This is a genomic window from Streptomyces sp. NPDC020983 (assembly GCF_044333485.1).
In the GTDB taxonomy this organism is placed as follows: domain Bacteria; phylum Actinomycetota; class Actinomycetes; order Streptomycetales; family Streptomycetaceae; genus Actinacidiphila.
This window is the reverse complement of record NZ_JBIRRA010000018.1, coordinates 15,310-38,000: the sequence shown is the minus strand read 5'-3', so window position 1 is coordinate 38,000 and position 22,691 is coordinate 15,310. Positions and strand designations below refer to the sequence as shown.

Sequence of the window (22,691 nt, the reverse complement as noted above, 5' to 3'; positions counted from 1 at the left end):
CACCTCCACCTGCGGTCGCGGTCGCGCCGTCTGGAGCGGCGGTGTGACGGGTGGTCCGGCGGAACCGGGGTAGCCGCCCGGCACACCGCCGTTCCGGTCCCGAGGAGAAGCATGTTCCTGTTCGCGTCACGCAGGCTGCGCAGCACCGCCCGCCGGGTCTTCGGCTGGGAGCGGCTGCGTCCGGCGCAGCTCACGGCGATGAAGGAGGTGATGAAGGGCCGCGACGTGCTCGCCGTGATGCCGACCGGGGCGGGCAAGTCGGCCGTCTACCAGGTGCCGGCGGCGCTGCTGGGCGGGCCCGTCGTGGTGGTCTCGCCGCTCATCGCCCTCCAGCGGGACCAGATGCAGGGCCTGCTCGCCTCCGGCGCGCTGCGTGCTGCCGCGGTCAACTCCGCGCAGCGGCGCGGCGACACCGAGAGCGCGTGGGACCGGATCAGCGCCTCCCGCGTCGACGTGGTCTTCCTGGCGCCCGAGCAGCTGGCCAAGCCGGAGGTGACCGCAAAGCTCGCCGCGGTACGGCCCCGGCTGCTCGTCGTCGACGAGGCGCACTGCGTCACCTCGTGGGGCCACGACTTCCGCCCGGACTACCTGCGGCTGCGCCAGGCCCGAGAGAGCCTCGGCAATCCGCCGGTGCTGGCGCTGACCGCGAGCGCCGCCGCACCGGTGCGCCGGGACATCGCCGAACGGCTCGGCATGCGCAGCCCGGTGGAGATCGTGGCCGGCTTCGACCGCCCGAACATCGCCCTGGAGGTGGCGTCCTTCCAGGACAAGGCGGCCAGGGACCGCTTCACCGTGGAGCGGGCGGCGGTGGAGGCCAAGCCCGGCATCGTCTACGCCGCGACCCGCAGGCAGGCCGACTCCATCGCCGCCGACCTGGCGGAGCTCGGCCTGTCGGCCAGGAGCTACCATGCGGGGCTGCCGGCCCGCGAGCGCGGCGACGTCCAGGACCGCTTCCTCGCCGGCGACGTGGACGTGGTCGTCGCCACGTCCGCCTTCGGGATGGGCATCGACAAGCCCGACGTGCGCTTCGTCCTGCACGCCGCGGTGCCGGGGTCGCTGGACGCCTACTACCAGGAGATCGGGCGGGCCGGGCGCGACGGGGCCCCCGCTCGGGCGATCCTGGCGTACCGTCCGCAGGACCTCGGCCTCCAGCGGTTCTTCGCCGCCGGGGCGCCGGACGCCGACGTGCTGCAGCGGGTGGCCGAGCGGCTGCGGGAGGCCGGCGGGCCGGTCGGCGCGACGAAACTGCGGGACGCGTGCGACCTGAGCGCCACCCGGCTGTCGGCCGTGCTCAACCTGCTGGAGGAGGCGGGGGCGGTGCACACCGGGCGCACGGGCAGCCGCTGGACGGGGCAGGACACCGACGGCGCCGTCGATGCGGCGGTCGCCGGCGCGCTCGCCGCGGACACCGCGCACCGCCGGCTGGAGGAGTCCCGGGTCGAGATGATGCGCGGCTACGCGGAGACCGCCGGCTGCCGCCGCGCCTTCCTGCTCGGCTACTTCGGGGAGACCGTCACGACACCCTGCGGGGCCTGCGACGTCTGCGCCGGGCGGGCCGCGGAACCGCTGCCGGGCGAAGGCCCGGGGGTACCCGCAGGGCGGGAGCAGCGGTCCGGCCGCGCCGGGGCGCCCGCGCGGGGCGGCCGGCTCCGCCGGGGTGCGGGCAGCACGGGCGCGGCCCCGCAGGAACCCGCCGCGGACGCCCATCCGTACCGTCCCGGTGTCCGCGTGCACCACGAGCGGTGGGGCGAGGGCGAGGTGATGAGCGAGGGCGACGGAAGGCTGACGGTCCTCTTCGCGTCGGTCGGCTACCGTACGCTGTCGCTCGATGTGGTGACGCACAGGCAGCTGCTCGCGGTGCTGCCCGGCCAGGCCCGCTGAGAGTTCACCGCCGCCACTCCAACCACCGCAACCACGCTGCCCGGACCCGGGCCCTGCACGCCCACCTGCGCTGGCGCAACACCTGCGCCCGACGTCCTGGCCACCCAGCGCCGCGAGGGCGCCCGCATCCGCAGCGAGAAGGGCATTCGCTGGGACGGACGTCCCCTCGCGACCGCTGATCAAGCGACCTCGGTGAAGAACGTCAGGTCCTCGTACCGCGGGCGATGCGGTACAGCACGTTCGGACGCCGCGGACCTTCGGGCTCGGTGGGGTCGTCGAAGTCTTCAGCCGGGTCCCGGGTCATGCCGATCCGGCGCATCACCGCCTGCGAACGAAGGTTGGTGGCTGTGGTGACAGCGAGGATCTCGGGAAGTTCGAGAGTGTCGAAGCCGTGGGCCAGGACTGTCAGCGCAGCCTCGGTGGCGTAGCCGTGGCCCCAGGCCGAGCGGGCGAGCCGCCAGCCGATCTCCACCCCCGTGAACGGCATGTACTCGTCCACTTCGTCCAAGCCCGCGAAGCCGATGAACTCGCCCGTGGCCTCCACCTCGACCGCCCACCACCCGTAACCCCGCTGGTCGAACTCGGCCTGGAACCGCGCCACGGAGTCATCACTCTGTTCGCGGGTGAGCAGGTCGCCCAAGTGCTCCCGCACCTCGGGATCGGCATTCATCGCCGCCCACGGTTCAAGATCGGAGTCACGCCATCGGCGCAGGACGAGGCGGTCGGTACGCAGTTCAGCCATGCTGCACAGCCAACATGGGCTCTGCCCCCAGGGCAATCTCTCTTCTCCTGCGTGGCACCGCCCCAGAGGCACGACTCCGCCCACAACGCACGGAGCCGCCACCAACCCGGTGAATCTTTGCGGTCACAGCACTAGCCGAGATTCAGTACCTCGTCGTCGGCATGCGTGCCGAACTCGGCGACGCGTACCTCCGCGATGTGCTCGTACCGGTTGATCCTGTCGGTCCACTCCGTTTCGACGCCGAACGCCACCTGCGCGAATCCCACCCGGCCGATGGCCTCGGCCAGGCCCGGATCGCCAGGGGCCAGCAGCCGCACCGGCGCGTCAAGTGCCACGGTGTGCGGCGGCACGAAGTACTCGTCCGGGAGAACGGTGCGGGCATGGACCAGCGCGCCGACAGCGACAACCGAGCCGGCCCCCAACCGTGCGCCCTGCAGCACCGTCGCCGCGGTCGCCACGTAGACGCACCTGCCGACCTCGCAGCCCAGCAGCGTGGCATGCGGCCCCACGAAGACGTGGTCGCCGACGAGCACCGGCTGATCGCCGGCGACCGCAGACCCGCGCAGCACCGCGTTCTCGCAGATCACCGCCGCCTCCCCGACCTCGATCCGAGACCCCTCGGCATCGAGCACCGCTCCGTACATCACCCGCGCTCTCGGCCCCACGCGGACATCACCGACCAGCGTGGCCGTCGGGGCGATGTAGGCGGTGGGATGGACCTGCGGTTCATGCCCGCGATGCCGGATACGGATTCCCTGCGTTTCAGCGATCATGAGCGAATTCTCACCCGACCGACCGTGAGCGCGCCTGCGAATTTTGGACCTCACGTTCGTCACGACCCGCGCCATCGGAGATCTGAGGCACTTACAGGGCGAACAGTGGCTTATGCGGCACCAGGGCCTGTTGGGGGTTCGGATCACGTGGTGAAAAGAGGCCCGGTTGGCCTTCGATGAGTAGGCCCTGTCCGCGGCCACGGGTCAGGACGAACGACAGCGGCAGTCCTGTGGCGTCGACCGTGGCATGGGTCTTGCTGCTCAGTCCGCCTCGGGACCGGCCGAGCCCGGCGGCGTCCGCCCTGGCCCTGCGGCGCCGCCGCGTTGCAGCCCTGTCCGGGTCCGGCGCGTGCGTGCCACCCATGTCCGCACCGGCCCCCTGCGGATCACCCGCAGCACCGGTGGTTGGTGCGGGGAGCCCCCTTTTCCTCGGTCAGGGCCTGTTCCAGGGCGTCCAGGGTCTCCCCGGCCACGGCCAGACCCGCCGATTCGTGATGCGCCCGCACGATCGTGGAGTCCACACTCACCAGCTCCAGGCCGACCTGACCTCCCCGGCCGCCTCGGCGATCAACGCCTCCATGAGGCCCTGGAACACCCCGGCCTTGGACCAGTTGCTGAACCGGGAGTAGGCCGTGGACCAGAGCCCGTACCGGTCCGGGACGTCACGCCAGCCGCTGCCGGTGCGAAACCTCCACAGCACCCTGAACTGGTTCCGCACCCGCCGCGGCAACGGCCCGGTGGCCGCTACCGGCAAGTGCGGCTCGATCAGAGCGCATTCGGCATCCGTCACGTCAAAACGCGCCACGCCCGATTTCTACCAGCCACCGCCACCAGGCCACCGGGTATGCAGCCGGGCCCGGTTGTGGCACCTCGTGTCAGGCAGGGCCACACGGCTGCGGGCACGGGTCAGGCCCGGGCCCTCAGACCGGCTGGCCACGGTGACGGCGCCCGATGCCGACGACTTCGCGCCCCTGCGTACGGGGCGGTGGCGGCCGCTGGTCAGGCTCCGCCGGGGACGGGTGGAGCATGTTGTCCGGCATCCACGTCCCGGGACTGGTTCACTCTGTGAGTAACTGATCGAGTCGGCCGGTGATGATCATTCTTCGGCGTTCCTGCAGGTCCTCAAGCATGCGTATCGGGTCCGCGATATCGGATGTTTCCATGCGTATGGCGGCGAGACGTGCTTCGGTGCGGAGCAAGCGGTAGGCCCTCTTCCGCTCCGTCGCGGACACGTTTCGGGCGTCGGGCCGCAGGAAGGTGGATACCGACACGAGGCACCCGCTGATGAGCGCGCACAGCGCGGCAGGGACTCGTGCCCCGGATGACGACAGTCCTGTGGCGCCTGCGATCGTGGCGAGCACGACCGCAGGGAGTCCCAAGATCACACGGATCCATTCCCATCGTCGTGCTCTGGAGGCGTGCTTGTTCTCCTGGACTTCGCACTCAGCGATAAATGCGTCCAATTCGGCTCGTGCTACGGCATGGGCCCGCTGCTCTCCCTCGGTCTGCTCATCACCTGGTCCGTTGGCCTCCGACATGACTGAAGCGTGTCAGGCTCTCGCCGAGCCGTGGCGTGAATACTGGATCACGGCGACCGGCGACCTGGCCGGATCCTGCGCTACCAGCACGTGCCGAGTACGTCGGGTTCCGCGCGCCGCTCGGGCTCCAGCTTGTCGGCCCGGCGCCCGCAGTTGTCGATGAACATCCCCACCTTCACGGTGGTCTGCGATCCGTCCGGCTCGGTGAGTTGGATGACGGCCTTGCGGGGCACGGCTTGCAGGCTGCCCTGCGGGCGTGGATCTGCCTCGCCGCCCGGATGTTCGCCGCCCACTTGTCCGCCTGTGTACGGAGCGCTGGCGGCCGCGCCGAGGCCTCCGCCGGGGGAGAGGTGGAGCATGCGTTCGAGCATCCAGGCCTGTGCGGGCAGCAACTCCTCCCAGCCGTGCCGCTGGGTCTGGATTCGTGCGCCGAGGTCGTCGCCCTGGGGGAGCCGGCAGTGATGAGGGCGCGTCACAGCCGGTAGTGGCGCTGCCGGGCGACCGGCCGGGCCGAGCGCCACGCAGGGTCGATCGCCCCCCGGGGACGTTGCGGCGCTCCTCGGTCAGGGCACCCGCGGTGGAGCCGTCCGAGTCGGCCGCTGCTTGCGTCCGCCGGGGCAGGTACGCAAACAGGCCGCCACCATCCTGGTCAGGAACCCCTGTCGCCTACGCCCTCCGCGGCGGTTCCGCTCGCCAGTGGTCCACGACGGCCGAATACGGCGGCCGGCCCGGCCCGAGGACGGCTTCGCGTCCTACCGCCGGGAGTGGGTCTCGCCGGCCGCCGTCCCGTCCCTCGCCGAGCGCGGCGAGATGAGGTCCGCGAACGCGGTGGCCGCGCTTGTCCTGCTGCACCCGATGCACGCCGCCGAGCAGGAAGTCGCCACGGCCCACTCCAAGTGGATATATGATGTCCGCTATGAAGATGGGCAAGGGTGTCGAAGCAGCAATGCACTGCTGCCTGGTCATGCACTGGCTCGAAGGCCGGCCCGTGACGTCTGCGCAGCTGGCCGAGTTCTTCGGTCTGCCGCCCGCGTATCTGCAGAAGACCCTGCGCGCTCTCGTTGCGGACGGGATCGCGCAGGCGGCACGCGGGCAGTCGGGTGGCTTCGTGCTGGCGCGCGCGGCGGGGGCGATCTCCCTGATGGACGTCGTGGCCGCCGTCGAGGGGCGCTCGCCGGCGTTCCGGTGCGAGGAGATCCGGTCGGCCGGCCGGTCCGGGAGCCTCGGCGCCCGCTCCGGGCAGTGCGCCGTCGCCCATGCCATGTCGCGCGCCGAGATGGCGTATCGAGCCGCGCTGGCGGCCGAGAGCATCGCCGACATCGCCGAGCGGACCGGCTCGGTCGTCCGCGAGCGCACCGTCGCCACCCTGGTCTGACCGCGGCGGCGGACGCCGGTGAAGCCGGTCGCCGTTCCCTACGAGCATCGAAAGATTGTGGACAATGAGTATCGATAACCCGCGGTGGTGGCCTCGCCTGCTGCCGCTGCTCGCCGCGACGGTCGCGGTCGGAACCGACGCCTGGGTCGTCGCGGGTTTCCTCCCGGCGCTGGCGGGCGACATGGCCGTGTCGACGGCGACGGCGGGCTTGTCCGTGACCGTGTTCGCCGTGGCGTACGCGGTGGCCGCTCCGGTGCTCGCGGCGCTGACCAGCGCGGTCCGTCCGCGGCGTGTGATCGCCGTCGCGCTGGTCGTCCTCGCCGCGGCCAACGTCCTGTGCGCGGTGAGCACCGGCTTCGGGCTGTTCCTCGCCGGGCGGGTGCTTGCGGCGCTGGCGGCATCGATCGTGACACCGGCCGCCGGTGTTCTCGCGGCCCGCGTCGCCGGGGAGCGTCACCGCGGACGGGCACTGGCCCTCGTGATCTCCGGCCTCACCGTCGCCACTGCGGTGGGCGTCCCCCTCGGCAGCGTCCTGGCCACCATCACGAGCTGGCGCGCGGCGCTGCTCGGTGTCGCGGTGCTGGCCGGGGGCGCGGCGCTCGTCATCCACCGCACCGCGCCGGACCCTCCCGCCGGGGCACGTCAGCGCATCGTGGAGCGGCTCGCGCCGCTGAGGCGACCTCGTGTCGTCGCGATCCTCGCCCTCACCGTCCTGGGGATGACAGCCGCCTACGTCCCGTACGCCTACGCCTCGACCCTGCTCCCGGGGGGTGGCCACGGGTGGCTCGTCGGCGTGCTCACCGCCTACGGCGTCGGTGCGGTGTGCGGGTCGCTCGCGAGCGGGCACCTGACCGACCTGCTCGGATCCGGCCGGACGCTGGCCGTCGCATACGTCGTGATGGCCCTGTCGTTCGCGGTTCTGGCGAGCCACCCGTCCGCGATCCTCGTGGTCGCGGCGGCTGCGCTCTGGGGCACGGCGAGCTGGATGCAGACCCCGCCGCAACAGCACCGCCTCCTCGCGGCCGCACCAGGGAGCGGACCGGTGACCATCGGGTCGAACGCCTCCGCCCTCTACGCCGGAATCGCACTCGGCAACGCACTCGGCGGCATCCTCCTCAGCGCGGGAAGAACGCCCCTGTGCCTCGCCGCAGCCGCCGCGGCTCTCGCGGCGCTGCTGTGGAACCTCGGGCTGTCGTTCCGCCTCCGTCCCGCCGCAGCCGGCCGCTGACACACGCCAAAACGAGCACGAAAGGCCACGGGGCGAGAGCCCTTGCGAGGCTGCCCAAGCCTCGCGGGGAAGGGGTTGCCCATACCCTGCGGCACCTTGGTGGTGTGATGACGCCTCGTCTCTACGGCGCCAACCACGACGATGCCGACCCGCTCGCGTCGGCGGGTCGTTGTCGGTGCCGGGCCGTACGCTGCGGCCACTGATCAGCAACTCGAATGGAGGACGAAGACATGGGTGGCGACGGGTGGAGCCAGACAGGTCCGTATCAGCAGGATCTCGCAGCGGCGTTCCGGCAGGCGCAGGAGCAGGAGCTGGCCCGGGACAGCCACGGCTTCGACGGCCTGACCATGGACGAGTTGTGGCAGGACGAGGAGTGGCGGGAGTACATCATGACCGGGGGAACGGGCACTGTACTGGACCAGATACGCGTGGTGGACGCTGCCCACAGCGAATGGGGTCCGTTCATGCGGCCGTTGACCGACGCGGAGGTCCGGGCCTGGTGCCCGAACGGCCGGCCCACGCAGGCTGAGTGGCGTGATGCCCTGAAGGCCGGCCGACTGGACTATCCCGAGCGTGCCTGCGGGAACTGCACTGTGCTGTACCACGAGGGGCAGCCCGCTCAGATCGGCTACTGGGGTGTCACCGCGGACTGACGTCGGCATCGCCGGTTCCCCAGCGAGCGCGGTGCCGTTGGCGGCGGCTGTGATGGGGCTGCAGGGCGGCACACAGAAAGGGCCATGCCCGGTCTCCGACGTTGATGAGGCTTCGTGACTTCAGGGAGCCTCAACAACGTCACGTCATCTGCCAGCGCATGCCGAGCTCGATCAGCTCCTGGCGTCGTTCGGGGGTGAGCTTGTCGGCCCGCCTGCGGGCATTGTCCACGAACAGGCCCAGCTTGCAGGACGCGCCGTCGAGTTCTTCGATGTGCTTGCGGGGACGGGAAGGTGGCCTTCGCGGGTGTGGAACTGCCGGGCGGCCGCCATGTTCGCCGCCCATTTGTCGGCTTGTGTGCGGTGTGGATTCCTGGTTCTGATCTGGAGCGCTTCAGGATGTGAGCTGGGCACACGTGGTCAAGCTGGATAGGCACGGCCCGAATTGGGTGGTATCTGACCTGTATAGGTTGCGTTCTGTGTGGCTATGGCCAGCGGTACGTGGCGCTGTGAGCTGCGAGTCCGTAATGGAGCTGGAAAGCCGCAACTACCACGGGAACCCTTATAGGGTTCCTCGCATTTGCGCAGGTTAGAGGCGTGTAAGAGTGTGCGGTGTCGCCAGCCGGATGGCCAGCGCGCCGGTTTGAGGGAACAGGCGATCGACCTGCTTGGCGGGGTGGGTCAGGGGCGGCCTTGTGCCTGTTGAGCAGCGAGTTCCTCGATGATGCTGGCCTGCTCGCGAATGTCGTCGGCCTGTGCTGGGGTGGGCTCGTACCGTGTGAGGCTGCTGATCTCTGCTCTGGCCGCAGCGATGTCTCCGGTACAGGCGAGGACCACGGCTCGGTGAGACCTGAGCCCGACGATGAGTTCGGGCAGGTTGTAGGCCTGAGTGATGGGCAGGAGCTGCCGGTCGATCAGGCTCAGGGCGCCCTGTGCTTCGTCGAAGCACAGGAGGGTCTCGACCACATCCTGGCCGAGGTCGACGGCGGATCGCCAGGCCCCAGCGACCATGTAGAGCTTCATCGCGGGGAACGCGGCGCTGCCGTAGTCGAGTTTGAGCTGACGGCAGCACTTGACATGCATGGCGAAGCAGTCGGCGAGGCGCTTGTAGTCGTCGGGTGTCTCGCTGTTCAAGCAGGCTTGCTGCAGCGCCTCGGTGGGGCCGTGGAGGTCGGCCAGATTCAGGCCGAGGTGATCGCAGTAGGCGTCGGCGAGCTCCAGGGCTGCGGGGCCTGCGGCTCGGTAGCTGCCCGCGTGGTAGAGCCCCTGAACGTAGCCGTAGCGCAGAGATCGCTCCAAGAAAGAGGGGGCGGGAAGCTCAGCCAGGGCTGTCCTGAACGCAGCATCGAGGGTTTCGATGTCACCGGTGCGCCCGTACAGAGGGAACTGGCGGATGGCCACCAGGACCTTCTCGCGTGGTCCGATCCCGCTGCTGCCCTCTGCGGCGAGGGCTTCCATGGCGCGGACGTGGCGTGCGTAGGCCTCCCAGTCGTTGTCCCCATATGCCCAGGCGGCCAACGCACTGTGCGCATCAAGGCGGTCGACGGCGTCCCGACCCGCTTCCTGCGCCACCTCCGCGATCACCGTGCGCAGCTCGCGCGGGAAGCCACCCTCGTAGAACCCCTCCTGACTGGTGATCCCCAGCAAGAGGTCGATCTGGCCGGTATCGGCGAGCAGCCGCATCCAGCGGGCCAGCCGCGGCAGCTCCCTGTGGCCCTCGACAAGATCAGCCAGGGTCTGCTCGACACGGCGGGCGGCTTCCTCAGGCAGGTCATGCGACGCATGGAGGGCCAACGGCGCGGCCGCATCGTGGAGTTTGGCGAAACCGTCGGCGAATGTCTGCACGAGGCCGAGCCCTGCGAGTTCGCGCACGGCCCCGGCCGCGGCAGCGGGACGTGTCGGTCCCGCTGCTGCCGCCAGCCGCTGCAATTCCGGGCTGCTCAGGGGCACTTCGGCGATGGCCATGAGGCCGGCCATCGTGCGTGCCGGCACGGACAGGTGCCCGAAAGTCTCTGCCAGGATGCGTTCCTGGGCCGTGGGGGCGAGGTGGGTCTGCTCCTGCACCGACGCGCAGAAGGCTGCACCGTCACCTGCGTAGAGAGTGCGGGTGAGAGCCGCGGAGTTGAGGATGTACAGCGGCAAACCAGCTGTGAGCGCCAAGGCCCGCTGTGCGGTGGGGTAGTCCAGGGTGCAGCCTTCGGCAGCGAAGACGGCGGCCACGGTGTCGGTGTCCCAGCCGGGCAGGGACTCGGCGATGAGACCCAAATGCGCGGCGAGCGCGGTCTGCTCCGGGTGGGGGTGGCCCAGCAGCATGATCCGGGCCGTCGGCAGCGCCTGGACAAGCAGCCGTACGTCGTCGGACGGGAGGTCGTGCACGTTGTCGATGACGACCGCGATGGCTGTGCCGTCGTGGGCCAGGCGGCCGTGCACGGCCCGAAGGACGTCGATGCCGGCCCCGCTCGGCAGGTTGACGGCATCGGGCCCGCTCAGGTGCCGGGCAGCAACCTCCCGGGCCAGCGCACCGGGCACCACCGCGGGCGGCATCTGGCCGGCATCGAAGTAGGTCACCGGGAGCGGGCACCGGGCGGCGGCGTTCGCCGCCCAGGTCGTCTTCCCGGCCCCGGAGAAGCCCGTCACCAGCCGCACGCGCTGCTCGCCCGTCAGCTCCGGTTCGCTGCCATGCGGCCAGTAGACGTCGGGAACCTGGGGAAAGGCCTGCAGCTCCTCGACGAACTGCTCGTACAGGGCGGGCAGTTCACCGGCATGAAAGGCTCGCCGATGGGCTCCGGCACTCGCGTACTGGACGCGGGCAGCCAGCTTCCACACCAGCGTCTGCGCTCCCAGGGACCCGAACGGCACCTGGGCGGCCTGCTCGGTGCACCACTGCAGGACACCGGTGAGATCCGCAGCAGCGGGCGGCAGCCACGTCTCCTGCGGATCGGGATGGCCCGGCCACACCAGCGACACGCCCGCCGGCCAGCCCGGCTGCTGGGTCCGTCGCAGCAGATCTGGCCCCGGTGCGGTATTGCTGACCACGACCAGCTTGGGCGTGCCGAGGCGCCGCCCTGCCGTGTGCTCGGCGCGTAGCTTGGCGAACTGCTCGACCGACCCCCTGATGTCGCTCCACATCAGATTGCCCTGCCGGGTCTTGACCTGCAGGTAGAGATACCGATCCGGAAGCACGACCTCCAGGTCCTCGTCCAGCTCCATCAGCAGCGTTTGCGCACCGGCCTGACGCAGCCGCAGCAGGCAGCCCACGGCGTACAGGTTCTGGTAGGTGAACCCGCGGTGCAGGGACGTGATCCGCCGCAGCTGTGCCGCATTGAGCGGGGCGGCCGGCCCTGTGGCGGTGTCGCTGGCCGGTGGCGGTTCCTTGTCGTGCACGCCGCCAGGGTAGCGGCCCGCCCGCAGCAGCCGTACGTCCCGCATCGCGGTGGTCCGGGCCTGCCGCCTCCCGCAACGCGATGTCGGCGGCCGTTAGGGGCGCTGGAGCAGGCAATCTCGTCGTCGCCGAGACTGCATTGGTGCGCAGGGTGCTGGTCAACGCTGGGTCCAAGGGGCCGGGATCCGGAAAAAGCTCGCGGACGGAAACGGCATGCCCTCCCAGGACCCCCGGCCCGGGGAGCCTTCCAGGCCGCACCCGCCGTGACGCATGTTCGTCTGCCGAGACGGTTCGTGGACCGGCCAGGCCGGGCGGTGAGAAAGAGCCGAGCCTGCCGGGGCACATGGGGCGTCGAGCGGGATCCACCCCGTAGCGCGCCGGATGCCTCACCACGGCCTGTAGCGGCCGATCTTGGTGCATGGCATGCCAGGTCAGGCCGCAAAGCAAGCGATGACACAGCACGTGGGTCACCACCTCGTGATGGTCACCCGGTCCCGCCCCTGCTCGCGAAGAGGTCGCGTGCTGGCCGTGTCCGGGGCTGGCAAGGACCCCTGACGTTGGCCCTGTTGACGCATGAAATGCCTGATGAGGCCGTGTTGTCAGTGGCGCATGGTAGATGTGAAGACAGGGAGAACTTGTTTGGTTTTCCCGTTAGTTGATCAACGCCGAGTTAAGAGGCAGGGCATGGTCGTGACGGAACTTCCTGAGCGTGGGGTGGTGTTCTGGCCTGTCGGCACGGGCGACTCCACCACGATCGTGCTCGGGGGCGACCTGGTCCTCCAGGTCGATCTGCGGGACATGAAACAGGCCGACGAGGAAGGGGCAGTGGTCGCCGCCGTCATCGACCGGCTGGTGGATACCCTGCCGCGCCCCGACTGGCTGGACGGGGAGACGCCCTACCTGGCGGTGTTCGCCCTGACCCACGCCGACCTGGACCACTGCTGCGGGTTCGGTGACCTGCTGGACAGCGACATCCTGATCGGAGAGATCTGGGCAACACCCCGGCTGTGGCGGGAGATCTCCGAGGACAAGACCATGTGCCAGGACGCCCAACTCTTCCAGGACGAAGTCGAGCGCCGCGTCGCCGCCACCCTGGAGGCCCTCGAGAACGGTGAGGAGCCCGCCAGCGGCAACCGGGTACGGATCATCGGCTACGACGACGACCGCGACCAGCACTCCTACAACGAGCTGCCCGACGAGTACTTCACCTTCCCCGGCAAGACGATCACAATGATCGATGGCAACGACCTGTCCGAGACGTTCGAGGCGTTCGTCCACGCCCCGTTCAAGGGCGACTGCGCCGGCGAGCGCAACGAGACCTCCCTCGCCCTGCAGATCCGCATGCACACCGGCGACGGCACGACGGGCCGGCTGCTCCTCCTCGGCGACCTCGCCTACCCCACGATCAAGAAAATCTTCGACAACAGCAAGTACTACGGCAACACCGACCGGGTGGAGTGGGACCTGCTGCTCTCCCCGCACCACTGCTCCAAGAAGGTCATGTACGCCAAGGGCGAGGATGGTGAGGAGGAGCGCAAGCAGGACATCCTCGACCAGTTCGAGACCTACGCCAGCGCGGACGCGCGGGTGATCGCCAGTTCGCGGCCCTTCCGGGACCAGGACGAGAAGGGGCACAACCCGCCCCATCTGCTGGCCCGTGACGCCTACGAGAAGATCACCGTGCTGCCGGTGCTGTGCACGGGGGAGTACCCCACCCAGGACGAGCCCCGGCCGGTGGTGTTCGCCCTGGAGCCCTTCTTCGGGTTCGAACTCGTCGACGTCGCCGAGCTGGAGAGCAAGTCCCTGGTGATGAAGGCCGCGGGCGGTGGCCGCCGGATGCTGGCCGCGCTGGGCACCACCCGCTTCCCGGCCGCCGCGTTCACCGCCACCGCCGCGCTTCCCTCCCCGCGGGCGGCCGCCGCCGCGCGCAGCGCCGTCGAACAGGCCCGCGGAGACAAGGCCGCGCCCGCCACGCCCTTGGGATTCGGTGACGCGTGAGCGACCGAACCACTACGGCCGTCACGCCAGGCCAGCAACTTGCCCTCGACCAGCTCCGGCAGATCACAGGCTCCGACCGCGGTGGGGTCTTCCTCTCCCACGTGGACACGGCACCCGCGGCCCCTAAGGGCTTCGTGGAGGCGCGCATCAGCGTGGGCTGCGCCGGTCTGCCCCGCGGCGAGGGCGGCCTGCGGCTGCGCAGCGAAGAACCCGTCACGCTCTACATCCCGCCGGACTTCCCCTTCGAGACCCCGATGGTGTACTCCCGGCACAGCCGCTTCGCCGGGGCCCCGCACGTCGTCTGGGCCCATTTCCCGTGCCTGTACCGCTCCACGGCGACCGAGTGGGACCCGGCCGACGGCATGTACGGGTTCATCACGCGCCTGCTGGACTGGTTCAGGGCCGCCGCGGCCGGGGAACTGGATGCGCCCGGCGAGCCCCTGCACCCACCCCACGCGGTGGGCGACTACGCGGATGGTCTGCTCGTCGTCCGCCGCGATGCGCCCGCCGCCGAGGACGACGAGCCGTGGCTGGGCGCGGCCCTCCTGCACCGCATCAGTGATGAGCGCAGTGACGTGGTCCACTGGCTCCCCTTCGGCCAACCGTGGCCGCCCACCCTCGCCGATGCCCGCGCCGCAGCCCAACTCCCCAACGACGCCGAGTTGTTCCTCGCTCCGGCCGTGATCACCGCAGACCACCTGACCTTCGAATACCCCGACACCGCACGTGCGCTCATCACCGCCCTCGCCCGCGGCCGCATCACCGCACGCATGGTCCTTGGTCTCGTCGGCGTGGCAGCCGACCACAACCGCCGCCTGCGCACTACTGCCGAGCAGACCGGCCCGGATGGCACACCGCACCCGGCCGCCCCGGTCCACCTGCTGCTGGGCACCCCCTCCCGGGGGACCAGCGGCCACGGCGTCCGCCGGACCCACCTGGTGGCCTGGCACCTGCCCGACTTCGCCGACAAACTCACCCGTCTCGCCGTCACCGCCTACGTCGACCGCCAACTGCCCGAACTCGGCGACGAGGTCATGCAGATCGGCGAGGAATGGCTCGACACCCTGACCACCCGGTGGATCCGCCTGTACGAGGCCCGTCCCGAGGTCACCGTCCGCCGCGATCACCACACTCCGGCGGCGTGGCTGCACGGCAAACGCATCCTTGTCCTGGGCGCCGGGGCACTGGGCGCGCCCGCCGCCGATATCTGCGCCCGTGCCGGTGCCGCCCACATCACCGTCGTCGACCAGTCACTCGTGCATCCCGGCATCCATGCCCGCCAGCCCTACGCCGACGCCGACATCGGCTATCCCAAGGCCGACGCCCTTGCCGCCCGCCTCAATGAGATCGCCCCGCACGCCACCTGCATCGAGCCCGTCGTCGCCGACATCACCCGCCGTTTCTCCGCCCTTGACGTGCACTCCTTCGACCTGATCCTGGACTGCACCGCCAACCGTGTCGTACGGGCCTACCTCGAACGCGCCCGCCGCACCGACCCGACCGCCTGGCCGCACCTGGCCACCGTGATGATCGGCCACCAGGCCACCCGCGGCATCGCCGCACTCTCACCCCGCTCGGCCACCGGCGGAGGCACCGACGTGCTGCGCCGCACCGCCCTGGCCGCCCGCCAGGATTCCACCCGTGCCCTGGCCGACATGGTCGAGGATTTCTTCCCCACCGAGCCCCACACCGAGCTCTTCCAGCCCGAACCCGGCTGCTCGGACGCCACCTTCACCGGCTCGGCCGCCGACGTCACCGCCCTGGCCGGACAGCTCATGACCGGCATCCTCCACGCCCTCAACGCCCCCGACGACCGGCACACCATGGCCGCGCTCACCGTCCGCACCCCGAGCGGCCCCACCGACCCCCAGCCCGCCGGACCGCGCTGGCTGGCCTGGCCCAACGACACAATCGTCACCGACGACGCCACCGGCTACGACCTCCGTATCGCCCCCGCCGCCCTCGCCGAGATGCGGGCCGAAGCCCGCCGCGGCGCCCGCGTCCGCGGCCCGCGCGTCGAAACCGGCGGCATGCTGCTGGGCGCCATCGACGACTCCACCGGCATCATCTACGTCGACGAGGCCACCGGACCGCCCCCGGACTCCCTGCTGGCCGAGACCTACTTCCAGCACGGCCTGCACGGCGTCACCCGCCACCTCGCCGCCCGCCGCACCGCGACCGGCAACACCAGCCGCTTCCTCGGCCTGTGGCACACCCACCCCCACTCGCCGGCACAGCCCAGCGCCACCGACCGCACGGCCATGGAACTGCTGACCCTGCCCCTGGACGACGCCCCCGCCCGCGCCCTCGTCCTCATCGTCGGCGGACCGCAACCCGTCTGGGACAAATGGCTCGCCACCGGCGACGGACCAGACCTCTACGCCCGCCTCGCCACCCGCACCACCGCGGCCACCACCCCACCAGCAGAGACGCTGCCACCCGGCCGCCCCCGCTCGGCCCTCTGGTGGCCCGGCGGCTACGCCACCCGCCCCACCACCGCCGACAGCACCGTGCCCGCCCCACGCCGATCGGACGACCCCCGCCCATGACCCGCACTCTCGGCCTTGCCCTGTCCGGCGGAGGCTCCCGCGCGGCCGCCTTCCACCTCGGCTGCCTGCGCGCCCTGCATGACCGCGATCTCCTCGACCGCATCCGCGTCGTCTCTGGCATCTCCGGCGGATCCCTGCTCGCCGCCCTATGGGCCTACGGCCCGCCCGACTTCGCCGACTTCGACGCCCTCACCACCGACCTGCTGCGCTCCGGCCTGCAACTCGACATCGCACGACAGGCGTTTACGCCCTCTGCCGTCATCCGCAACCTCACCGCAGGCGCCCGTGCCGGCACCCGCCAACTGTTCACCCGCACTACTGACGTCAGCGTCGCCCGTCCCGCCAACCGCACCGACGCGCTCGCCGCCGTCCTGGCCCGCAAGGCCTTCGCCACTGCCACCATGGCCGACGTCACCCACCCCGGCCTGGACGTCGTTCTGACCGCCACCGACCTGGCCACCACCAACGCCGTCCGTTTCGGCAGTACCCGCAGCGGCTGCTCCCGCTACGGCACCATCACCGAGCCCGTCCACGTCGCCACCGCCGTGGCTGCCTCCGCCGCCTATCCCGCCTTCCTGCCAGCTCTGGAGCGCACCTTCACCTTTCAGCACCACGACGGGCACAGCCAGCAGCACACCGTGCTGCTCACCGACGGCGGCGTCTACGACAACCTCGGCCTGTCCGTCCTGGAACCCGGACGCTCACCGCGCCACACCCAGCACGTCTACGACGTGCCCTTCATCATCGCCTGCGACGCCGGCGTGGGCGAACTCCCCCTGCAAACACCGCACTTCATGACCGGCCGTCTCAGCCGCTCCTTCGTCACCGTCCATCGCAAAGCCCAGGACTCCGCCCGCTCCCGCCTGCACGAATGGGCCGCAAGCGGACGTATCGACGGCTTCGCCCTGGCCTACCTGGGCATGAAGGACCACCGCCTGCCCGCACCGCCGGCCGACCTCGTCCCGCGCAGCGCAGTCGCCACCTACCCCACCAACTTCCGTGCCATGAACCGCACTCACTTCGACGCCATCACCACCCGCGGCGAACAACTCATGCGCACTGTCCTGCCGATGTACCTGCGCTCTTCCCAGCGCTGACATACAGCCAGCGCATTCCTGCGCTGCGCACACCAGGAAGCCCGCCGCCGCAGCGCGGCGAGGGGAGGGTGAGAAACCACGCCCTCAGACCCCGGGCCATCGCCGCGGCGTGCGTGAGCCGGTACGGGCTACAGGTTGCGACGGCAGCTCTCTTGGGCCAGTCCGGGCAGGCCATGCCGAGACCACCAGTGGAGGTGCCCGTCAGAGAACTGCGGCTGGGTGAGGTCCGCCCCGGTCAGCACGATCGGCAGGACGGGATGAACGAACCCTTGATGATCATTGAGTGTGATCGGGGGATGCGTGCACAGTCTCTGCAGAGCGTCCATCTCGCTGGGCTCAAGGTGATCGCGCAGCACGGCGGCCAGGAGGTAGCACTCCACCCCGCTGCTCCCGAAGGCGGGTCTGAATGGCGGTCAGCACGGCGAGGTCGTCCTGGTTGATGAGGTCGCCCGGCTGGGCACTCAGCCCACCCTTGACCTCGCCGACCACCACCACCGGCTGTGGCCCGTCGTCCAGCACCACCACGAGGTCCACCTCACGCGGCCCACCCGGGAACTCGAAGCTGACGCGCAGCTGGCACGTCATCGTCGTCCCGCCGGCAGCGGGCAGCAAACCGGCAGGAAAGAGCTGCTGGTGGTAACAGGCAAGAACAGTCGCGGCTGCCATCACCGGCCGGGTCTCGGCCATCAGGTTCCGCGTGATGCCATCCGCGAGTCGGAAATGCCAGTTAGAACTCCTAACGAAATGATCTCCGGGTTGGTTGGATCGTTCTGGGACCGATGATCTGGGGGTGCGGGGTGGCGCGGCCGAAGCCGTGGGAGGTCGACGACGAGCTGTGGGCGGTATTCGAGCCGCTGCTGCCCAAGGTCGAGCGGCGGAGCCGGCACCCAGGACGCAAGCAGCATCCGGACCGGCTGGTGTTCCAGGGCATCCTGTTCGTCCTGCACACCGGGATCGCCTGGGAACATCTGCCGCAGGAACTTGGGTTCGGATCGGGCATGACCTGCTGGCGCCGCCTGGCAGAGTGGACCGAGGCCGGCGTGTGGCCCCGATTGCACGAGGTCCTCCTCGCCAAGCTCCGCAGCGCGAACGCCCTGGACTTCTCCCGCGCGGCGGTCGACGGCTCCCACATCCGGGCGTTAAAGGGGGCTCCAAGACCGGACGAAGCCCTGTCGACCGGGGCAGAACCGGCAGCAAACACCATCTGATCACCGACGCCACCGGCATCCCGCTCGCTGCCACCTTGACCGGCGGCAACCGCAACGACGTCACTCAGCTCATCCGGCTCCTGCAAGCCGTGCCGCCGGTGCGGGGCAAGCGCGGCCGGCCCCGGCGCCGACCGGACGTGGTACTGGGCGACCGCGGCTACGATCACGACAAGTACCGCCGCCTGGTCTGGAACCTTGGCGTGAAGCCGTCGATCGCCCGCCGCGGCACCGAGCACGGCTCCGGACTGGGCACCCAACGCTGGGTCGTCGAGCGCGCGTTCGCCCACCTGCACTGGTTCCGCCGCCTGCGGATCCGCTGGGAGATCCGCGACGACATCCACGAAGCCTTCCTCACCCTCGGATGCGCACTCATCTGCTGGCGGCGGCTGCGCGCTCTGACGAGCGATGCTGTGGGTTAGTCAGCCGCCGCCAGTCGGTTGAGAACCTCCATGGGGGTAAGGCTCCAGCCGACCAGGCGCGGTCCGCTCCAGTTGATACCGATCACGAGTCCATCCCGTGCGGTGTCGGGCAGTACATGCTCGCACCAGGTGTCCAAGGGCATGGATTCAACGCGTAGCCCATGCCCCCAGATGTCTGCTGCCCTCTGGGCGCGGGCGGACGACGACCAGAAGGGGAGACTTCGCTCGCCGTGCTCGGAGAGGTGAGTCGGACTTCCCTCGCCATTCCGGACAAGCCAGACCACTCGGTTCCGGCAAATGTCTCGGAAGAACGCTGCCGCTTGCGAACCGCTCTGACTCATGGCCACCGAGCCTACCGACCCCCACCACTCATTTCGTTAGGAGTTTTTAGGGGAACAGGGCGCCTAGGGCCTGTTGCGAAAGTGGATCTTGCTCATTGATGATCGCCCATTGTGGGACGTGGGGATCTGACGAACGACCAGTGGGACCGGTTTGAGCCGCTGCTGCCGCGGGGTATCAAGCCGGGCCGGCCGCATGTGTGGACGAGACGGCAGCTGATAGACGGCATACGGTGGCGGACACGGGCTGGTGCCCCGTGGCGTGACGTGCCGGAACGCTATGGTCCGTGGGACCGGGTCTATGACCTGTTCCGGCGCTGGCAGCGGGACGGCACCTGGGCCCGGATCGTTACCCAGCTCCAGGCCGAGGCAGACGCGAAGGGCCTGATCACCTGGGACGTCAACGTCGACTCAACGGTCTGCCGAGCTCACCAGCACGCCGCCGGGGCGGTGAAAAGGGGGATCTTCAGAAGGAACCTCCCGGCGGTGTCTTCGTCGAGCCGGCCGACCACGGCCTCGGCCGGTCTCGGGGCGGGCTGACCAGCAAAATCCATTTGGCGGTCGAGCAGGGACAGAAGCCGCTGTCGGTGGTGATCACGGCTGGTCAGCGGGGTGACTCCCCGCAGTTCGAGCCTGTGCTGGAAGCAATCAGGGTGCCGCGGCTGGGCCTGGGGCGGCCGCGTATTGCGGCCGGACCGGGTGCGAGCCGACAAGGCATACGACTCGCGCAAGAACCGCGCTTACCTGCGCACACGCGGGATCAAGGCGACGATCCCCATCCCCGCGGACCGCGCCCGCAATCGGCAGAGCCTCGGATCTCGCGGTGGCCGGCCGCCGAAGTTCGACAAGACCGACTATCGAGAGCGCCATGCAGTCGAGTGCGGCATCAACCGCCTCAAGAGGCACCGGGCCGTTGCCACGAGGTACGACAAACTTGCCGTCCGCTACGAGGCCACCGTCCAGATCGCAGTCATGAATGAGTGGCTGTGACCGGAATTTCAAGGCGCCAAGCTGGCCTGACTTGGAACAGTCGTATGCGAGACCGCCCGGCAGACCGGGCGATAGAGTCCGCACGTGCGTTGATCTTCCGGGCGGCGGCCAAGCACCGCTGCAGACGTTGTGGGCGCCTCAGGTGAGCCGGGGCGTCTGCCTGGCATGCCCGTCACTACATCGCCGGAGACCACGCAATGACCGCCCAGGAACACCTCACCTACGATGCGTTCGTCGCACTCGCCGCCGCTGATCCGGCGGTCGTCGGGCTTGTCCTCAAAGGCTCCCAGGCCCACGAGGGCATGACCACCGAGCACTCCGATCACGACCTGTACGTCATCCTCGCTGATGGAGCGACGACAGAACTCACTCGGTTCACGGGGCACCGCACTGCAGAACTCGACCTCGTCGTCCTCTCCCTCGACGAGTTCCGCGCTGCCGGAATGCCTGGCTTCGAGCGATACGCCCTCGCCCGAGCCCGGATCGTGTTCGACCGCCTCGGCGGAGTCATCGCCCAGATCCTGGCCGACAAGGCACATCTCGCCGCCGACGAAGCCTTCCACGCAGCGGGCTCATGGCTCGACGCCTACGCCAACTCCCTCTACCGCTCGGTCAAGAACGACCGCGACGGGCATGTCCTCGCGGCCCGACTCGACGCCGCCGACAGCACCAGGTTCCTGCTGGAGCTGCTCTTCGCCCTGGACCGACGCCCCCGCCCTTACAACAAGTACCTGGAATGGGAACTCGCCCGATTCCCACTGCCCGGCTGGGACACCGAGCTGCTGCTCGACGCTGCGAACCATATCTCAGCAACCGGCGACGCATCCACGCAGCGCCGCCTCTTCGCCGAGGTCGAAGCAGCGGCCCGGCGGGCCGGACATGACGCGGTGCTGGATGCATGGGGCGAGGATCTGGGCCTGATGCGACCTCAGTAGGGACGCCTCGAAACTCTTGCTGCCGGGCTTTCGCAACACCCCCTAAGGGCTGTCCCGCAACGTTGAGGCGGGCGGTTGAGTGACCGAGAGGTTCGCCGCATATCCTCCTGTGGTGCAGCTGCCCCGGGATCCGTCGAACGTCGCCCCTGCGCTGACGGCAGCGTTTCCGACCCGTTTTGCCGGCGACGTGCGTACCGTCCTGGCGGTCATGCCGGAGGCCAGGCACGCGCCGATGATGCCCTTCGAGGTCGAGGTGCAGGGCGAGACCGTCGCCATCCCGTCGCGCATCTACAACGATGAACCGGGCGTCGGCTCGGATGGGCAACTGTCCGGGACACAGCAGGTGATTCTGCACTGCCTGTACTCCCGGCACCATGATGGCCGGGTACGCCAGCGGCACCTTGAGCGGATCGTGGCGTCGGACGAGCCGTGGGTAGTCCCGTTCGTGGTGCAGTTGGCCGGCGAGTACGTGCTGGAGATCATCGAAGCGATCGGCCGGGGCCTTCCCGGGCTCGCGGACCCGGGCTCGGCCCAGCGCCGTGCCTACGGGGAGTTCATCGCTCGGAATCCGGCCTTCTTCGCGCGCACGGAGCGGCGCGTGGTGAGCTACTGGTCGTGCTACTACCACTGGAAGTACCGAGCGTTTGGGACGTACCCCGGAAGCGTCCTTTTGGAAGCCTTCCGAGCCGCTGTGGTGGAACAAGTGGGCGTGCAGTGGCCGCGACACACTCCGCGCCCCGCCGACGGACGCGGGTGAGAAACCTGCGGGAGTTCGGCTGTGGTCCTATCCGGCAAGGTTGAGGTTGTGCAGGCGGGCGATGCCGCACATGGCGTGGTGGACGCCGTCGCCTTTGAGCCGGCAGTCGCGGAGGATTTTCCAGGTCTTCATTCGAGCAAAGACGTGCTCCACTCGTGCACGGACCTGCTTGTGTAAGCGGTTGTGCTCCCGCTTCCAGTCGGGCATCTCCTCGTGCTTGGTGCGGCGGTGCGGCATGATCAATCCAGTCCCTGGGTACCCGCCGTCAGCTATCACGGTCGCCCGTCCGACCGCTGACTTGGCCCCTGATTCCTCCCACGCCTTGCAGTCGTTCCGGTTGCCGGGCAGCGGCCGTCCGACCACGACGACCAGACGGGTGTCGGCATCGATGACGACCTGGTGGTTGGTGGAGTACCGATAGTTCTTCGACTGCTCAGCCACCGCGTGATCGCGGGTGGGCACCAACGTCCCGTCCACGATCAGAACAGTGCCCCTCGCGAACCGGCGTCGGGGAGGCAAGGCCAGCAGGGGCCCGATGTGGTCGATGATCCGGTCGGCCGCCGACTTCGAGGTCCCGAACAGCAGAGCCAGTTGGCGCATGGTCAAGTTAGTGCGCCAGTAGGCGGCGACCAGGAGAATACGGTCCTCAAGCGACAGGCCCCACGGACGACCCGTCCGTGGTTCAGCTGCGCTCTCGCGCCGCACCGCGGTCACCAATTTACCGAAGGAGCGCGGGCTCAGCCCGGTGAACGGACGTATCCAAGACGGCTCCGACGCCGTGATCACACCAGCCACATCAAGATCATCTCACCCATGACCGGCAGTTACGGG

At 69.7% G+C, this 22,691-nt stretch carries 20 protein-coding genes and 3 pseudogenes; 12 read left to right on the top strand and 11 right to left on the bottom strand.

The genetic code is table 11. The annotated features are described in order from the left end of the window. Positions 1-111: 111 nt before the first annotated feature. Both ACH4SE_RS31935 and ACH4SE_RS31930 read left to right on the top strand, forming a co-directional pair. Positions 112-1,881: a RecQ family ATP-dependent DNA helicase gene (locus tag ACH4SE_RS31935; RefSeq protein WP_398547026.1), complete on the top strand. Its 1,770-nt coding sequence runs from the start codon at positions 112-114 to the stop codon at positions 1,879-1,881. Further along, positions 1,872-2,043, top strand: a pseudogene (locus tag ACH4SE_RS31930) (IS630 family transposase); the annotation flags it as partial. The gene ACH4SE_RS31935 and the pseudogene ACH4SE_RS31930, both read left to right, overlap by 10 nt. Positions 2,044-2,083: 40 nt before the next feature. Here ACH4SE_RS31930 and ACH4SE_RS31925 read toward each other — a convergent pair. The 7 genes and pseudogenes from ACH4SE_RS31925 to ACH4SE_RS31895 form a co-directional block, all read right to left on the bottom strand. Further along, the gene (locus tag ACH4SE_RS31925) at positions 2,084-2,623 is read right to left on the bottom strand and encodes a GNAT family N-acetyltransferase (protein WP_398547025.1); all 540 of its coding nucleotides are present in this window, start codon (positions 2,621-2,623) and stop codon (positions 2,084-2,086) included. A 131-nt stretch (positions 2,624-2,754) separates the two neighbouring features. After that, entirely contained in the window at positions 2,755-3,396 is a 642-nt protein-coding gene (locus ACH4SE_RS31920; protein WP_398547024.1) for a gamma carbonic anhydrase family protein, read from the bottom strand. Between the two features lie 196 nt (positions 3,397-3,592). Then, positions 3,593-3,697 (bottom strand): annotated as a pseudogene (locus ACH4SE_RS31915) (IS5/IS1182 family transposase); the annotation flags it as partial. Positions 3,698-3,782: 85 nt separating this feature from the next. Then, positions 3,783-3,917 carry a hypothetical protein gene (locus tag ACH4SE_RS31910; protein WP_398547023.1) on the bottom strand — a complete coding sequence of 45 codons (135 nt, stop codon included), beginning with the start codon at positions 3,915-3,917 and terminating at the stop codon, positions 3,783-3,785. 2 nt (positions 3,918-3,919) lie between these two features. Next, a complete protein-coding gene (locus ACH4SE_RS31905; protein ID WP_398547022.1) occupies positions 3,920-4,201 on the bottom strand; it encodes a transposase in 282 nt (93 codons plus the stop codon). A 253-nt stretch (positions 4,202-4,454) separates the two neighbouring features. Continuing rightward, complete coding sequence (locus ACH4SE_RS31900) at positions 4,455-4,934, bottom strand: hypothetical protein (RefSeq protein WP_398547021.1); 480 nt, start codon at positions 4,932-4,934, stop codon at positions 4,455-4,457. A gap of 80 nt (positions 4,935-5,014) precedes the next feature. Then, complete coding sequence (locus ACH4SE_RS31895) at positions 5,015-5,410, bottom strand: hypothetical protein (RefSeq protein WP_398547020.1); 396 nt, start codon at positions 5,408-5,410, stop codon at positions 5,015-5,017. A 440-nt stretch (positions 5,411-5,850) separates the two neighbouring features. Here ACH4SE_RS31895 and ACH4SE_RS31890 point away from each other — a divergent pair, with 440 nt between their 5' ends. The 3 genes from ACH4SE_RS31890 (at position 5,851) to ACH4SE_RS31880 (ending at position 8,190) form a co-directional block, all read left to right on the top strand. Beyond that, positions 5,851-6,309: an RrF2 family transcriptional regulator gene (locus ACH4SE_RS31890; protein ID WP_398547019.1), complete on the top strand. Its 459-nt coding sequence runs from the start codon at positions 5,851-5,853 to the stop codon at positions 6,307-6,309. A gap of 64 nt (positions 6,310-6,373) precedes the next feature. Further along, positions 6,374-7,537, top strand: a complete 1,164-nt coding sequence (locus ACH4SE_RS31885; RefSeq protein ID WP_398547018.1) for an MFS transporter — start codon at positions 6,374-6,376, stop codon at positions 7,535-7,537. A gap of 215 nt (positions 7,538-7,752) precedes the next feature. Next, entirely contained in the window at positions 7,753-8,190 is a 438-nt protein-coding gene (locus ACH4SE_RS31880; protein WP_398547017.1) for a hypothetical protein, read from the top strand. Between the two features lie 678 nt (positions 8,191-8,868). On the opposite strand, the gene ACH4SE_RS31875 is transcribed toward ACH4SE_RS31880, so the two are convergent. After that, positions 8,869-11,571, bottom strand: coding sequence for a hypothetical protein (locus tag ACH4SE_RS31875; RefSeq protein WP_398547016.1), 2,703 nt, complete (start codon positions 11,569-11,571; stop codon positions 8,869-8,871). A gap of 715 nt (positions 11,572-12,286) precedes the next feature. On the opposite strand from ACH4SE_RS31875, the gene ACH4SE_RS31870 reads away from it, so the two are divergent. From ACH4SE_RS31870 to ACH4SE_RS31860, 3 genes are read left to right on the top strand one after another with little or no spacing between them, the layout of a single operon-like run. Then, a complete protein-coding gene (locus tag ACH4SE_RS31870; protein ID WP_398547015.1) occupies positions 12,287-13,567 on the top strand; it encodes a hypothetical protein in 1,281 nt (426 codons plus the stop codon). Further along, positions 13,564-16,116, top strand: a complete 2,553-nt coding sequence (locus ACH4SE_RS31865; protein ID WP_398547014.1) for a ThiF family adenylyltransferase — start codon at positions 13,564-13,566, stop codon at positions 16,114-16,116. Before ACH4SE_RS31870 ends, ACH4SE_RS31865 begins: the two co-directional genes overlap by 4 nt. After that, positions 16,113-17,213, top strand: a complete 1,101-nt coding sequence (locus ACH4SE_RS31860) for a patatin-like phospholipase family protein (protein ID WP_398547013.1) — start codon at positions 16,113-16,115, stop codon at positions 17,211-17,213. The genes ACH4SE_RS31865 and ACH4SE_RS31860 overlap by 4 nt, the downstream gene beginning before the upstream one ends. A 336-nt stretch (positions 17,214-17,549) precedes the next feature. On the opposite strand, the gene ACH4SE_RS31855 is transcribed toward ACH4SE_RS31860, so the two are convergent. Further along, entirely contained in the window at positions 17,550-17,900 is a 351-nt protein-coding gene (locus ACH4SE_RS31855; protein WP_398547012.1) for a hypothetical protein, read from the bottom strand. 92 nt (positions 17,901-17,992) lie between these two features. Here ACH4SE_RS31855 and ACH4SE_RS31850 point away from each other — a divergent pair. Then, positions 17,993-18,840 (top strand): IS5 family transposase gene (locus tag ACH4SE_RS31850; RefSeq protein ID WP_398547011.1). Its coding sequence is split into 2 segments (ribosomal slippage): positions 17,993-18,353 and positions 18,353-18,840, totalling 849 coding nucleotides; the frame shifts between segments, so codons are not numbered across the junction. Here ACH4SE_RS31850 and ACH4SE_RS31845 read toward each other — a convergent pair. Further along, positions 18,837-19,181 (bottom strand): DUF2750 domain-containing protein, encoded by a 345-nt coding sequence (locus ACH4SE_RS31845; protein WP_398547010.1) that lies wholly within the window; start codon positions 19,179-19,181, stop codon positions 18,837-18,839. The two genes, ACH4SE_RS31850 and ACH4SE_RS31845, sit on opposite strands and share 4 nt — an antisense overlap. Positions 19,182-19,292: 111 nt before the next feature. Between ACH4SE_RS31845 and ACH4SE_RS31840 the strand changes: the two are divergent. From ACH4SE_RS31840 to ACH4SE_RS31830, 3 genes and pseudogenes are all read left to right on the top strand, one after another. Next, positions 19,293-20,168: pseudogene (locus ACH4SE_RS31840) on the top strand (IS5 family transposase). 197 nt (positions 20,169-20,365) lie between these two features. Continuing rightward, positions 20,366-21,103 (top strand): hypothetical protein, encoded by a 738-nt coding sequence (locus ACH4SE_RS31835; RefSeq protein ID WP_398547009.1) that lies wholly within the window; start codon positions 20,366-20,368, stop codon positions 21,101-21,103. A 112-nt stretch (positions 21,104-21,215) separates the two neighbouring features. Then, the gene (locus ACH4SE_RS31830) at positions 21,216-21,860 is read left to right on the top strand and encodes a hypothetical protein (RefSeq protein ID WP_398547008.1); all 645 of its coding nucleotides are present in this window, start codon (positions 21,216-21,218) and stop codon (positions 21,858-21,860) included. 27 nt (positions 21,861-21,887) lie between these two features. Here the strand turns inward: ACH4SE_RS31830 and ACH4SE_RS31825 are convergent, their stop codons facing one another. After that, on the bottom strand, positions 21,888-22,655 hold the full coding sequence (locus ACH4SE_RS31825; RefSeq protein ID WP_398547007.1) for a transposase: 768 nt from the start codon (positions 22,653-22,655) through the stop codon (positions 21,888-21,890). Positions 22,656-22,691: the final 36 nt, after the last annotated feature.

Excerpts from the sequence above, each read along its gene's own strand:
- ACH4SE_RS31935 (WP_398547026.1), top strand. The coding sequence starts at position 112 with ATGTTCCTGTTCGCGTCACGCAGGCTGCGCAGCACCGCCCGCCGGGTC.
- ACH4SE_RS31925 (WP_398547025.1), bottom strand. The coding sequence starts at position 2,623 with ATGGCTGAACTGCGTACCGACCGCCTCGTCCTGCGCCGATGGCGTGAC.
- ACH4SE_RS31920 (WP_398547024.1), bottom strand. The coding sequence starts at position 3,396 with ATGATCGCTGAAACGCAGGGAATCCGTATCCGGCATCGCGGGCATGAA.
- ACH4SE_RS31900 (WP_398547021.1), bottom strand. The coding sequence starts at position 4,934 with ATGTCGGAGGCCAACGGACCAGGTGATGAGCAGACCGAGGGAGAGCAG.
- ACH4SE_RS31890 (WP_398547019.1), top strand. The coding sequence starts at position 5,851 with ATGAAGATGGGCAAGGGTGTCGAAGCAGCAATGCACTGCTGCCTGGTC.
- ACH4SE_RS31885 (WP_398547018.1), top strand. The coding sequence starts at position 6,374 with ATGAGTATCGATAACCCGCGGTGGTGGCCTCGCCTGCTGCCGCTGCTC.
- ACH4SE_RS31880 (WP_398547017.1), top strand. The coding sequence starts at position 7,753 with ATGGAGGACGAAGACATGGGTGGCGACGGGTGGAGCCAGACAGGTCCG.
- ACH4SE_RS31860 (WP_398547013.1), top strand. The coding sequence starts at position 16,113 with ATGACCCGCACTCTCGGCCTTGCCCTGTCCGGCGGAGGCTCCCGCGCG.
- ACH4SE_RS31855 (WP_398547012.1), bottom strand. The coding sequence starts at position 17,900 with ATGGCCGAGACCCGGCCGGTGATGGCAGCCGCGACTGTTCTTGCCTGT.
- ACH4SE_RS31845 (WP_398547010.1), bottom strand. The coding sequence starts at position 19,181 with ATGAGTCAGAGCGGTTCGCAAGCGGCAGCGTTCTTCCGAGACATTTGC.
- ACH4SE_RS31835 (WP_398547009.1), top strand. The coding sequence starts at position 20,366 with ATGACCGCCCAGGAACACCTCACCTACGATGCGTTCGTCGCACTCGCC.